The sequence below is a fragment of the Amycolatopsis umgeniensis genome (assembly GCF_014205155.1).
Taxonomy (GTDB): Bacteria; Actinomycetota; Actinomycetes; order Mycobacteriales; family Pseudonocardiaceae; genus Amycolatopsis; species Amycolatopsis umgeniensis.
This window is the reverse complement of record NZ_JACHMX010000001.1, coordinates 2,886,866-2,899,724: the sequence shown is the minus strand read 5'-3', so window position 1 is coordinate 2,899,724 and position 12,859 is coordinate 2,886,866. Positions and strand designations below refer to the sequence as shown.

Sequence of the window (12,859 nt, the reverse complement as noted above, 5' to 3'; positions counted from 1 at the left end):
AAAATAGCTTTCAGGACGATGTTACCTGGGGAGTACCGTGAAATCGCTGTCGATGACCACCGTGGAAGCCGGGACGGGACGTCCCCGCACGACCTCCGTCGCCTGCCGCCGCCAGGGAGGCCGGTACCTGGCGTTCGCGCCGGATGTCGATTCGGCGTGGTATCAGGACCTTCTCGACAGTCCACAAGCGACACTCGAGATCGACGGGGTTCCGCACGCCGCGTATGCCGTCCCCCTCGAAGACACGGAGCGGGGTGTCGCGCTGCATCTGCTGGAAGTCGACGCCGCCCGTGGCCGGGCGATCGCCGATCAGCTGCTCGTCCACCACGGCGAACTCCGCGAAGCGCTGGCGGACGCGCGGGCGGAACTCGACGGCGCGCCGGTTTCGGGTCGGCCTGCCGTACGGCGCGAACTGCTCGGTCATTGCGTGACGTTCTGCAACGGCCTGCGGATGCATCATCTTCGCGAGGACGGCGCGTTCACCGCGATCGAGAAGGCTCATCCCGGACTGGCACCGGCGCTGAACCGGCTGCGTGAAGAACATGAAACCGTGTCCCGCGCGTTGCTCGACCTTGATGATTTGCTGCAAGGCAAGGGGGAGCTCGAAACCGCCGCGTTGCGTGAGGAATTCGAGCGGGTCGCCAAAGGACTCGAGGCGCACTTCGCCTACGAGGAGGCGAATCTGGTCCCGGCCCTCCGCGGAGAGGGAACGCCGTCGCCGTGACCTGGGAACACGTGGTGGGGTTACTCCGAGCGGGTGAGATCTCCGGGCCACCTGGCGGGAGACACTGGTAACGAATGTCCGTTCCTGGGCGACTGATCGTTGTCCGCACCGATCGGCGCGACGCCCCCGACCGGAATAGTGAGAACCGATGAAGCTTCGAAGAGCCTCACTTCTGTCTCTGGTGGCCGCTGTGGCCACGATCATGCTCGTGGCGCCTGCCTCCGCCCTCGCGGCCCCGCCGACCAGCGCCGTGGAGGTCTCGCCGACAACCGTCCAACGTGGACAGACGTTCACCGTCTCGCAGACCGTCTACAACGCCGACGCGACGTCGACCATCGAAGGCGGCAAGGCGACGCTCTACGGCAAGGAATCCTCGCTGCCGGGCATCGTCGACCTGGTGTCCTGCCCCGGCGCGTTCGCCTGCGACATGCTGGGCGGCAGCATCCGCGGCGGGGTCGGCACCGTGACGCCCGGTCAAAGCAAGACCGTGCTGTTCACCTTCCGGGTCAAGGACGACGCCCCGCTGGGCAGCGTCACCCTGCAGCACCAGTTCGTCGGTGACAACTACAGCTTCGAGATCCTCGACGGTCCCGTGCTGACCGTCACCGGCGCGCAGAGCGCGGCGGATCTCGGTGTCACGCTGACGGCGTCCCCGCGCGGGATCCTGACGTCGTCGATCGAGTACACGGTCAAGGTCGCGAACGCGGGCCCGGGCGCGGCGTCCGGTGTCCGGGTGGCGTCGACCCTCGGTAACGGGCTGCGGTTCACCGGCTCGTCCACCTGCTCGAACCCGACCGGTACGAAGGTCGTCAACTGCGACTTCTCGTCGCTCGCGTCCGGTTCCAGTGGTACGGCCAAGTTCACCGTGGCCGCCGGGCTGCTGACCATCGGGCCGGTCAAGACGACCTCGAAGATCACGCAGAGTTCGGTCGCCGACCCGAACGCGGCCAACAACACCGCGTCGTCGACCTGCACCGCGATCACCGGGCTCCTGCTCAGCTGCTGAAGCAGTACGTGAAGGCCTCCTTCGTCGCGCCAGACGCGATGGAGGAGGCTTTTACTGCGCCAGTCGGGCGGCGCGGGAGTGGAGATAGCGTTGGTGCGGCAGGCTCGTGGCGCGCCGCGCGGCCTCCACATAGGACTCGATGGCGCCGGCGGTGTCACCGTCCAGCTCGAGCAGATGCGCGCGGGCGGCGTGGAACCGGTGGTCGCCGGAGATCCGGTCGCCGAGCTTTTCCAGCGCCGCCAACCCCTCCCGGGGGCCTCGGGCCATCCCGACGGCGACAGCGTGGTTCAGCTCCACCACGGGATTGTCGGAGAGCCGCAGCAGGAGTTCGTAGAGGGCCTCGATCTGCGGCCAATCGGTCTCTCCGGCGCTCGGCGCCTCGTCGTGCAGCGCGGCGATCGCCGCCTGGATCTGGAACTGCCCTGTCGGCCCGTGCGGCAGCGCCTCGGAAAGCAGCGCGACCCCTTCCGCGACGTACCCGGCGTTCCAGCGGCTCCGATCCTGTTCGGACATCGGGATCGGGGCACCATCCTGTGCCGTCCTCGCCGGACGGCGGGCGTCGGTGAGCAGCATCAGCGCGAGCAGCCCGGTCACCTCGCTGTCCTCCGGCAAGAGCCGATGGACGATCCTGGTCAGCCGGATGGCTTCGGCGGAAAGCTCACTTCGCGTCAGCTCGGGGCCTGAGGTGCTCGCGTAGCCCTCGTTGAAGATCAGGTACAACACGTGGAGCACCGCGTCCAGCCTCGCCGCCCGCGCGGCTTCCGGCGGCATGCCGAACGGGACACCGCTGCTCTTGATACCGGCCTTCGCGCGGCTGATCCGCCGGGTCATCGTCGACTCGGGCACCAGGAACGCGCGGGCGATCTCCGCCGTGGTGAGGCCGCCGACGGCCCGCAGCGTCAGCGCGATCTGCGACGCCGGTGACAAGGACTGGTGACAGCACAGGAAAAGCAGGATGAGCGTGTCGTCGGAGTCGGCGCCCCGCCCGTCCGCCGCGGGCGCGAGGTGTTCCTCCGGCAAGGCCCGCTGGACGACGGTGTCCTCGCGACGGCGCCGCGCCTGCTCGGCGCGGAGCAGATCCGTCAGCCGCCGCGAGGCGACCGTGATGAGCCACGCGCGCGGTTCGTCGGGCAGCCCTTCGGCGGGCCACTGCGTCGCGGCCGCGAGAAGCGCCTCCTGCGTCGCGTCCTCCGCCAGGTCGAAGTGACCATAGCGACGGACGACGGCGCCGAGGACCTGCGGCGAAAGCGTGCGCAGCAGGTCCTCGATGCCGTTGTCCGGCACCTAGAGCTCCAGTTCTTCGAAGCTGTCGGCGCACGGCCGGATGTCGACGTACCAGTCGCGGCCGAGGTCGGTGCCTTCCGGATACGGGGTGTCCGCCAGCTTGGCCGCGATCTCGGTCGCGCGGTCGTAGCTCGCGCAGTCGACGGTCGTGTAGCCGACCAGGACCTCCTGAGTCTCGGCGTAAGGCCCGTCCGTGACCACGGGAGCGCCGTCACGCAGGGAGATGCGGCGGGCGTGCGCCGGCTGGGAGAGGCCCTGCGCGTCGACGAACTCACCGGACTCGACCAGGTCGTTGTTCCATTTGCCCATGAACTCGTGCAGGGCGGTGACGTCTTCGGCGCTCCACTTGCCGCCGATGCTCTCGAGATCCTGCTGCGACCCGAACATCATGATCATGTACTTCACGGTTCTCTCCTCTCGGCGGGCACCGGCTCGGTGCCTTCTGCCGGAGACGTCGGAGCCGCCGGACAGGACCGGACATCGTTCGCCGAGATTCTCCCTCAACCGCGGTCGGCGGCGGTGTTCATCGCGTCGGCCGGTTCGAGGATTCGCCCGCCGGTGATCTTCGCGTAGAGGTGGGCGCCGCCGAGGACCGGCGGATACTTCGGCGGATTCTCGGGAGAATGGCAGGTCGGAAGGCATTCGAAACGCGCGTCGTGGTCGCCGTCGAAGAAGAACGCCACGCTTCGCCGCCGTGACGGCCCCGGCCCGGACGGGGGCACGACCCGGTGCAGCGTGGAGCGCCAGCGGTCGTTGGTCCACTGCGCGGTGAGGTCGCCGAGGTTCACCACCAGCGCGCCCTCGGCGGGGATGACGTCGTGCCAGACCCCGTCGGGGCCGTGGATCTGCAGGCCGGGGACGGGATCGGCGTAGAGGACGGTGACGATGCCGTAGTCGGTGTGCGCGCCGAGCCGCATCTGCCCCGGCAGCGGTTCGGGCGCTCCGGCGCGGCGTTCGAAGTGATTCACCCGCAAGGTGCGCGTCGGATGCCGGGTGTACGCCCCGAGGTAGCCCTCGGGGAGGTCGAGCGCCATCTCGAAGATCTCCAGCAGTACCTTCGCGACGCGGTGGGCTTCCGCCTCGTATCCGGTGAGCGCGGGCCGCAGGCTTTCCGGCAGGCCGGGCCAGATGTTGGGGGCGAAGAAGCCGTACGGGTCTTCGCCGTCGATGTCCTCCGCGCCGATGACGAACGACTCCGACAGGTCGGGCGGCGTGGTCTCGCCGAGGCTGTACGCCAGTCCTTCGGTGCCCTCGGCCGCGTAGCCGCGATCCGAGGCGCGGTCGGAAGGCGCGGAGCGCAGCTTCTGCTCGACAGAGAGCGCGAAGAAGGCTGCGGTCGCTTCGCGCATCCCGTCGATCGTCGCCCGCGGGATGCCGTGCCCGACGAGCTGCAGGAACCCGACGCGCGTCAAAGCCTCGTCGACGGCGTGCGCGAGCTTCGCGCGGTCTCCGTCGGCCCAGGTGCTCAGGTCGATCGTCGGTACGAGGGTCATGAGTCGACGGTAGTCAGGCCGGAGCCGGTGATCACGGGGCCGCGGTCATCCGATCGGGCGATCCGTTCCGCCCGATCGGCCGTGGTTCCACCCTGGAACGGCGCAGGGCAGCCGCGCACAGCAACCCGAGGATCAGCGTGCCGACCGGGAGCGAGAAGGCGACCTTGACCGCGTCGGTCAGCGCGGCGTGGGTGACCTGAGAGGCGAGCTCCCGTGCCTGACCGGCGATCTCCGGCGGGAGCGCGGGCACGTCCGCGGCGAGGCCGCTGACGAAGCGTTGCCGGAACTCGGGAGGCAACCCGGCCGCGGCCTCGTTCGCTCTGTCGGCGATCGAGGCGCTGGTCCGCGCTTGCAGCACCAACCCGGCGGCCGCGCCGCCGAGGACCCCGCCGATCTGCCGCGCCGTGTTGAAGATGCCCGAGGCGCTGCCGACCAGCGAGCGCTCGACCGAGTTGAGGGTCACGTTGCCCATCGGGGAGAAGATGAACCCGACACCGAGACCGCACAGCAGCAGCCCGGGGATCAAGGCGGGCGGCGAGCTCGCCGGGATGGTCACCAGCGAGAGGACGCACAGGCCACCGCACAGCGAGAACAAGCCGAACATCAGCGGGTACTTGGGGTTCGCCCGGTCCGACAACCTCCCCGCGAACGGCGCGACGGCGCCCGACATCAAGGCCAGCGGTGCGGTGAGCAGACCGGCGCCGGTCGGTGACAGGCCGAGCACCGACTGGAGGTAGACGGCCAGCACCAGGAGCGTGCCGGTCATCGCGAACCCGACCAGCACCGCGGTCGCGGCCCCCAGGGAGAAGCCGCGGTCGCGGAAGATCCGCAACGGCAGCAGCGGTTCACGGCGGTTGACCCGTTGCCACAGCACGAAACAACCCAGCAGCAGCACTCCGGCTCCGGCGCACTCCCAGCCGTATGTCCATCCACTTTGGATTCCGAAGACGACGCCGAAGAGGCCCGCGCCGAACAGCAGGATGCCGAGAAGGTCGAAGCGGTGCGAGTTTCCCGGTCGCCAGTCGGGCACGTGGATGGCGGTGAGCGCCAAGGCGATCAGTCCGATCGGAACGTTCGCGAAGAAGATCCACTCCCAGCCGAACCGGTCGACGAGCACCCCGCCGAGCACCGGACCGGTGATCATGGCGACGCCCGCGACACTGCCCCACGCCCCCAGCGCCGGGCCGCGTTCGTCCGGCGGGAACAGATGCGTGATGAAGGCCGTCGTCTGCGGTGTCATCAGCGCGGCGCCGAGACCCTGCACCGCGCGGGCGGCGATCAGGGTTTCCACGCCGCCGGAAAGACCGCACCACAAGGAAGCCCCGGTGAACACCACGAGCCCGGCGACGAAGACGCGTTTCGGGCCGAGCCGGTCACCCAGCCTGCCGGCGGGCAAGATCGGGACGGCGTAGGCGAGCAGGTACACGCTGGTCACCCAGATCACCGCGGTCAGTTCGGTGCCGAGTTCGCGCACCATCGACGGCACCGCGGTGTTCACGATGGTCATGTCCAGCATGACCATGAAGAAACCGAGGCACAGCGCGAAAAGCGCGGACCAGGGCTTGATTGCCTTCGTCATCGGTCTTCCCGTTCTCGACAGTGAGGGGACGACGAGTGAGGCTCGGGGGCGGACCACTCGCCGTCCACCCCGGTCAGCCCGCCCGCCGGACCATGTCACCGGTGCTTGGCAGGGCCGCCGGGCGGCCGATGCCCTGGTAGGAAAGGCCCGTCCCGGCCACGACGAGCGGATCGAGGAGGTTCCGGGTGTCGATGACGGACCGGCCGTCGAGCCGGTCGGCGATCCGCGCCCAGTCGAGGGCGCGAAACTCCGGCCATTCGGTCAGCAGCACGATCGCCGCCGCGCCGTCCGCCGCGTGATAGGCGGTTCCCGTGATCCGCACACCGTCCGTCACCCCCGGCACCGGGGCGTGGACGCCGGGGTCGTAGCCGAACAGTTCCGCGCCTTCGGCGGCCAGGCGTCCAGCGACCGCCAGCGCCGGGGAGTCCCGCAGATCGTCCGTCCCGGCCTTGAACGTCAAGCCCAGCAGGCCGATCCGGGCGCCGGCCAGTTCGCCGCCGACGGCCTTGCGCACCTTGTCGACCACCAGGTCCTGCTGCTTCAGGTTGGTTTCGATCGCCGCCCGCAGCAGGGCGAAATCGCTGCCGGCCGACTCCGCGGTGCGCAGCAGGGCGAAGGTGTCCTTCGGCAGGCAGGAGCCACCCCAGCCCGGGCCCGGCCGCAGGAACGACTTGCCGATCCGTTGGTCGTATCCCATTCCCAGTGTCACGTCGTCGATGCTCGCGTCGAGGTACTCGCACAACTCGGCGACGGTGTTCACAAAGGACAGACGGGTCGCCAGGTAGCAGTTGGACGCGTACTTGATCATCTCGGCACTCGCGGAATCGGTCACCAGTACGGAAGTGTCGAGTTTCCCGTACAGATCGGCGACTCGCCGGGCGGGGGCAGGGTCACGATCGGCCGAGCCGACCACGATCCGGTCGGGGTTCAGGAAGTCGTGGACGGCGGCTCCTTCGCGGAGGAACTCGGGATTGGACACCACCGCCACGTCCGCCCGGTCGATCAGTTTCGCGACGCGGGCCGCCGTGCCGACGGGAACCGTCGACTTGTTCACCACGACGCATCCGGGCGGCAGCAACTCCCGCACTTCGGCCACGACGAACTCCAGTGTCGTCAGATCAGCCGCGCCGGTGGCACCCATCGGTGTCGGCACGCAAAGGATCACGACGCTCGCCTCGGACACCGCCGCGCTCGCGCCGAGGACGAATTCCAGCCTGCCGGACGCCAGCCCGTCCACCACCAACTCGCAGATACCCGGCTCCCGGATCGTCGCCTCACCGCGGCTCAAGGCGTCGACCTTCTCCCGGTCCACGTCCGCGCACACGACCTGGTGCCCGAGTGACGAGAGGCAGGCGGCCGTGGTCAACCCGACATAGCCCGCGCCGATCACGGCGACCTTGGTCCCGAACATTGCACTCATTCCCTTCGACCCTCCTGTTTTCGATGCCACCGGGCAGGACGGAGCCGTCCTGCCCGGTGGCATCGAGAGATGCGGATTCCGTTTTCGGATGCGTTACTTCGCGTGCGGGATCGCCCGGATTCCTTCGTAGGGCGTTTCCCGGCCGAGGTAGTCCACCGTTTCGAACAACCCGATCGCGTCCATCGGATAGCGGGCGCCCGCCTCCGCCGCGAAGATGCACGGAAGGATCTGCTTCCGCTCCGAAGCGGCGGCCTGGTCGCTCTTGCGGATGTGCTTGTGGGTGTGGATCAGAATGGGCATGTAGCCCCCGCCGAGGAACGACCCCGCCTGCAGGACCGCCCCGCCGACGCAGTCGATCACGCAGCCCTTGCCGAGGATCGCGTCGCGGCCTTGGTAGTAGTAGGAGGGCGTGGCGAGCGTGCCGTGCTCCACATGGAACACGCCGGCCGCGAGACCGATGATCGAGCGGCCGCCGGTCCGCAGCACCGAGCGGTAGAAATCGACCAGGATCGGTCGCACGGTCGTGTCCGGAAGCTGGAACTCCCCGCACATCAGCGTGATGCGCATCAATTCCGCGAGCGTGAGGTTGGTGCCGTTCTCGCCGGGGAACTCCTGATCCCACGGCACCAGGTAGTCCGACGGCGACACCATGGTCGTCCCGACGTCTTCGAGGATCAGCCGTTCCGGCTCACCCGCCGGCGCCGTCTCCTCGACTCCGTTCCCGAGGATCCGCCCGGCGAGCAGATACCGGCTCTCGAGCGTTTTCGCCCTACTGGCCGCTATCAGGATGTTGAGCCTGCCGGTCACCGTGTCCGGGATGTCGAAAAGGTGATCGATGCCGTCGGTGGGGACGGCGATCTTCGCCTGCAGGCCGCGGACGGGCAACGGTTCGTACGAGTCCACGACCTCCTCGAGGGCACCGGTGAACTCGCCTGTTCCGAGCCGGGCGAGCTTCTCCGCGGCCAGAGCCCGGTAGTCGTAAGGGATCGAGGTCGACGTCGAAAGCACGATGTCGGCGAGTTGGGCGCGATACCGGTCGTCGTCCAAAGACTCCGCCGCCAGTTCCAGGGACAGGTAAGGGGAGTCGTCACCGGGGCCGTGGACCCAGCTCGCGGTGAAGGGAGCTTCGAAACGGCACGCCTGCGCGAACAGCGCGCGGGCGGCGGCGTCGGTTTTGATCTGGCTCGTCACCTGCGCCAGTGCCGCTTCCCTGTCCGATACTTCGGCCAGCATGTCCTTGGCCGGTCGCAACAGTGTCGAAAGGTCTTCGATGGTTCGCGTCATACTTCGCTCCCAATCAGTACGGGCTTCTCTTCGTTTTCCCGGTGCTCGGTTTCCGTTGTGCGGGGGAAGGCGCCGGTGGCCATGGCCGAACCCAGCGCCGCGAGGAACCGGTGCTCGGCAGGCCGTATCGCCGTGGTGCCCTCGTCGATGTGGTGCAAGAGTTCCAGCTGGGCCAGGAGTGCCTCCTCGAAATGGTTGACGGCGATCACGGAATGGCGCGCGGCGTTCCGGACGTGGACGACGTGCAGGTTCTTGTAGTCGGGTTCCGAGTCGAAGAACGGTTCGAAAACCAGCGTGACGTGTTCGCCGGAAGCGAGTTCCACGTCGGCGAAGCGATACCGGAACTCGGAGCCGTAGGGAATGACGCCCGGGGTGAGATAATTCCTCGAAACACCTTCGGAGAACGCGAATCCCGCGAGGCCTGCAAAGGCGATGGTTCCGGTCGACGATGTGTACAGCTCGATCTCCGGCAGGCCCGGCGCCGAGGTCCGGACCCGCATTTCCGCGGTCACCGACTCCGGCACCGTGCGCAGGTAGGTTCGATATTGCTCGGCCGGAAGGATCGCGCGCAGAATGCTCAGCATGTGGAAGCCCTCGTAGCCGGCTTCGCCGTACCGGGTGTCGACGAACCTTCCTTTCGCGACGTCGAGTTCCCGGTTCTTGGTGAACTCCACGGTGATCTTCTTGACGGGATCGGATTCGGCGAGTTGCCGTACTGACTCCGCGAAGTGCCGCACGGCCCCGCTGTGGGAGTACACGTCGTTGACGATGATCCGGGCTCGGGGATTCCGCCGGATCATGCGCCGGAGACCGACGAGATCTTCCGGGTAGCAAGCCGGTTTCTCGAGCAGGATGCGCGCATCCGGCTGAATCCGCAGGATTTCGCCGACGACGGAGAGATGCGTGGCCGTCGGCGTGGCGACCACCCAGGCATCGACGCCCGAGGGATCGGGCGCGTGAGCCACCTGATCCCAGTCGGCACTTTTCCCGGTGTCGACGGTGCGGATTCGATGACCCGCTTCGCCGTAGCACGCGGCGTACAACGACCCGATCTTGCCGAGCCCGACGATCACGATCCGCGGTTCATTCGGCGGCGGTGCCTGCATGGGCTTTGCCTCCCCGCGAACGAAGGACGTGACCCGCGGCCGCCGTCCCGGCCGCCCGGCCCAGCACGGCTCCCGCCATCAGTCCGGTGCCGCCCGGATATCCCTGGTCGTAGAGGCCGCCGACGATCACGCCCGCCGCGTAGAGGCCGCTGATGGGTTCGCCACCGCCACGCACTTCGGCCCCGGTGGTCACGGACAGCCCGCCGTAGGTGAAAGTCAGGCCGCAGACCACCGGCATGAACAGGAACGGGGGCGTGTCGAGGCGTTTCGGCGTCTTGCCGGAATTCAGGCGCCGGACTTCGGCGGTCAGGTTCGCGGCATCGATACCGAGCCGCCGGGCGCCCTCCTCGATCGAGGAGACACTCGCCGCCGCCGGGTCGCCGAGGTAGCCGTCCGGGAGCGCGCCGGCCGCGACGACCTTGTCGTCGAAGATCTGAAAGGCGATCTTTCCCGGCTGCTCCTGGATCTTCTGTCCCAAGGTGACGTAGTTCAGGTTGCTGTAGCCGGATTCGTCGAAGAACCGGCGCCCTCGCCGGTTGACCACGATGCCCAGCGGATAGGCGTACCTGGCCAGGCCGTGGGATTTGTGCATCTGTCCCGGCAGCATGTGGTCGGGCAGCTTCACGCCCTGGGGTGTGGTGTGGCACTTTTCCCAGTTGCCCGCGGTGTCGGCGCCGAGTTCGACGGCCGCCGTCAGCGGAGCGCCTTCGTTGAACGGGACGCCTCTCAACTTGACGTCCCGCCAGTCCTCCCCGAGATGGAGTTCACGCAACCGCGTGTTCGCTTCGAAACCGGCCGATGCCAGCACCAGCGCGTCGGCGAGCATCGGGAACGCGGGCCCCGATCCCCGGAGCAGATACCGGCCGTCAGTGGTCCTTTCGAAGCCGGTGACCGCGCTTTCGTAGAAAACCGTTCCGCCGAGCCGCTCGAACCGGACGAAATTCCGGTCTTGCAGGCTTTGGCCGCCGCCGTCGAGAACGATCGGCACATCGCCGGGAAGGGGAGTGGGCCGCGGCGCCCAACGGTGGCCGGAATCGCGCATCCAGGTGATCGTTTCCGTCGAACGGTGAATGATCGATTCGATGAGTGCGACGTCCACCTCACTTCCGGACACGCGCAGCCAGTCGCCGAGATACTGTTCGTCCGTGTATTCCGATCGGCCGGCCAGTATCTCTTCGGCCCGGTCCTTGTCCGCCTCCCTGAGCAGGCCGGAGATGTATGATCTTCCTTGCCAGGAGAAACGCATGGTCCTGGTCAAGGAACTGTTCCCGCCGCGGAGTTCCTTCGGTGCGGCTTCGAGGACGGTGACGGAGGGCGCCCCCGCCTCCAGCGCGGCCATCCCCGCGCAGAGACCGGCATTCCCCGCTCCGACAATGACGACCCGTCTCGCGGCGACATCACTTTGCCCGCTGTGCATCAACAACGCTCCAGGTAATCCGGTGTTCGCCATTTCTGATTGACCGAGTTGGAACCGGGCCGTCGGCAGGCATGCCGAGTAACGGTGCACATGCGCACCGTTATCGGCTCGCCGTCAGCGAGCCGATGTGATTGTCAGGAGCGTGGCCCGGCCTTCGAGGCGGAAATTCCAGTGGATGCCCCGAGAGGTAACCCTGGTGTTTCCGTCGAGTTTCCCGCCGCCACTGACGATGATCCCGCCGGTTCTTTTCGATTGCTCACTTTCGGAGCCCTGGCATTTCCGCACCTCCCCCGGTGCGGTCGATGTGGGACCAACAGGGGCAAGCCTGACTTCCTGACCAGCGCGTGGGCAACCTCCGGCCAGTTCGAGCTTGTTCGAAACCGTTCGAGCGCGCCCGAACAGCAGATTCCGGCGCCGCTGATTGGCGGTATCGCCGCCGAGACAGCCTCAGTCAATCTAGAGCGATGATCGTTGAAGAGGGGGGCGACGACGGGGAGTCGCCGGCGGAAGTCCTGCCACCGAAATCGGCCACATCACCGGCTGAGTTCACGGCAGCACTGCGCGTATTGAGAACGTGGTCCGGACTGACTTATCGGCAGTTGTCCACAAGAGCTACGGAACTCGGGGGAGTGCTTCCGGCGAGCACGATCGCCACTACTCTCGGCCGTACCACATTGCCTCGCGAATCTTTCGTGGAATCGTTCACGCGCGCGTGCGGACTCGGTGACGAGCAAGTGCGGCGGTGGCTCGACGCCAGGACGCGTATCGCGATGGGCAGCCCGCCGCGCGTCGATGAACGAATTACCGACGACGAAAGGGTGAATGTCGTCGTGCTGCCGGAACCGCGGCGCCGGCAGCGCTGGCGCGCGCCGTTGATCGTGGTCGCGATCGTGGGGATAGTCCTCGTCGGCGCACTGGGATATCTGACCTGGCCCTTCGGCGCGGCTTCGAAGAGCAAGGTCGCCGAGGCCACGGTGCCGGGGCTCGCCCTCCGCGAGATAGGCAGCTGGGCGCAGATCCGGCCGGTCCGTTCTCCCGAGTTCTGCCTCGCCGAGGGGAAGGACAGGACCCAGCTCTACTCCGGAACCATCGTCGCCCAGCAGCCCTGTGGGGAGGCCGCCTCTCCCCGCGTGTTCATCGACCCCGTCGGGGAGGTGAACGCCGTGCAGATCCAGTGGCACCATCCGGACACCGGGGTCGGCTGCCTCACCGTCGTGAACGAGGGAATGGGGCACGACCTGGTCGAACCCCGCGACGACTGTGGCGACGACAACATGGAGTCGCTGTTCACCATCGGCCCGGCAGGACCGCCCGAGGCGGCGCATTACGTCATCAGCCCGATCGGGACCAGCCAATGTCTCGGCCTGCGTGACCAGGACACCGTCGCGGGGACCGAGGTCGTCCGGGAACGCTGCTCCGGGGCGCCCGACCAGATGTTCCTCATCGACCTGATCCCGCCTCCTTGACCGGTCCAGACCACTCGCATCCTCACCGAGCGTGCCGATCCGCGCATCCGTGATCACTCCACGAGAAAGCTCGAAAAGTC

At 67.7% G+C, this 12,859-nt stretch carries 11 protein-coding genes; 3 read left to right on the top strand and 8 right to left on the bottom strand.

What is annotated here, in order from left to right; genetic code table 11:
- Positions 1–52 precede the first annotated feature (52 nt).
- Complete coding sequence (locus tag HDA45_RS13220; protein WP_184895099.1) at positions 53–724, top strand: nitroreductase/quinone reductase family protein; 672 nt, start codon at positions 53–55, stop codon at positions 722–724.
- 148 nt (positions 725–872) lie between these two features.
- Positions 873–1,730: a DUF11 domain-containing protein gene (locus HDA45_RS13215; RefSeq protein ID WP_184895091.1), complete on the top strand. Its 858-nt coding sequence runs from the start codon at positions 873–875 to the stop codon at positions 1,728–1,730.
- A gap of 51 nt (positions 1,731–1,781) precedes the next feature.
- Here the strand turns inward: HDA45_RS13215 and HDA45_RS13210 are convergent, their stop codons facing one another.
- From HDA45_RS13210 to HDA45_RS13175, 8 genes are all read right to left on the bottom strand, one after another.
- Entirely contained in the window at positions 1,782–3,014 is a 1,233-nt protein-coding gene (locus HDA45_RS13210) for a sigma-70 family RNA polymerase sigma factor (RefSeq protein WP_184895089.1), read from the bottom strand.
- On the bottom strand, positions 3,015–3,410 hold the full coding sequence (locus HDA45_RS13205) for a YciI family protein (protein WP_221471905.1): 396 nt from the start codon (positions 3,408–3,410) through the stop codon (positions 3,015–3,017).
- Between the two features lie 104 nt (positions 3,411–3,514).
- Positions 3,515–4,507 (bottom strand): isopenicillin N synthase family dioxygenase, encoded by a 993-nt coding sequence (locus HDA45_RS13200; protein ID WP_184895085.1) that lies wholly within the window; start codon positions 4,505–4,507, stop codon positions 3,515–3,517.
- Positions 4,508–4,538: 31 nt separating this feature from the next.
- The gene (locus HDA45_RS13195; RefSeq protein WP_184895083.1) at positions 4,539–6,086 is read right to left on the bottom strand and encodes an MFS transporter; all 1,548 of its coding nucleotides are present in this window, start codon (positions 6,084–6,086) and stop codon (positions 4,539–4,541) included.
- Between the two features lie 73 nt (positions 6,087–6,159).
- Positions 6,160–7,497 carry a UDP-glucose dehydrogenase family protein gene (locus HDA45_RS13190; RefSeq protein ID WP_184905579.1) on the bottom strand — a complete coding sequence of 446 codons (1,338 nt, stop codon included), beginning with the start codon at positions 7,495–7,497 and terminating at the stop codon, positions 6,160–6,162.
- A gap of 102 nt (positions 7,498–7,599) precedes the next feature.
- The gene (locus tag HDA45_RS13185) at positions 7,600–8,790 is read right to left on the bottom strand and encodes a hypothetical protein (protein ID WP_184895081.1); all 1,191 of its coding nucleotides are present in this window, start codon (positions 8,788–8,790) and stop codon (positions 7,600–7,602) included.
- Complete coding sequence (locus HDA45_RS13180; protein WP_184895079.1) at positions 8,787–9,896, bottom strand: Gfo/Idh/MocA family oxidoreductase; 1,110 nt, start codon at positions 9,894–9,896, stop codon at positions 8,787–8,789. Before HDA45_RS13180 ends, HDA45_RS13185 begins: the two co-directional genes overlap by 4 nt.
- On the bottom strand, positions 9,874–11,313 hold the full coding sequence (locus HDA45_RS13175) for an FAD-dependent oxidoreductase (RefSeq protein WP_184895078.1): 1,440 nt from the start codon (positions 11,311–11,313) through the stop codon (positions 9,874–9,876). Before HDA45_RS13175 ends, HDA45_RS13180 begins: the two co-directional genes overlap by 23 nt.
- A gap of 464 nt (positions 11,314–11,777) precedes the next feature.
- Between HDA45_RS13175 and HDA45_RS13170 the strand changes: the two genes are divergently transcribed.
- Positions 11,778–12,779, top strand: coding sequence for a helix-turn-helix domain-containing protein (locus HDA45_RS13170; protein WP_343072063.1), 1,002 nt, complete (start codon positions 11,778–11,780; stop codon positions 12,777–12,779).
- Positions 12,780–12,859 lie beyond the last annotated feature (80 nt).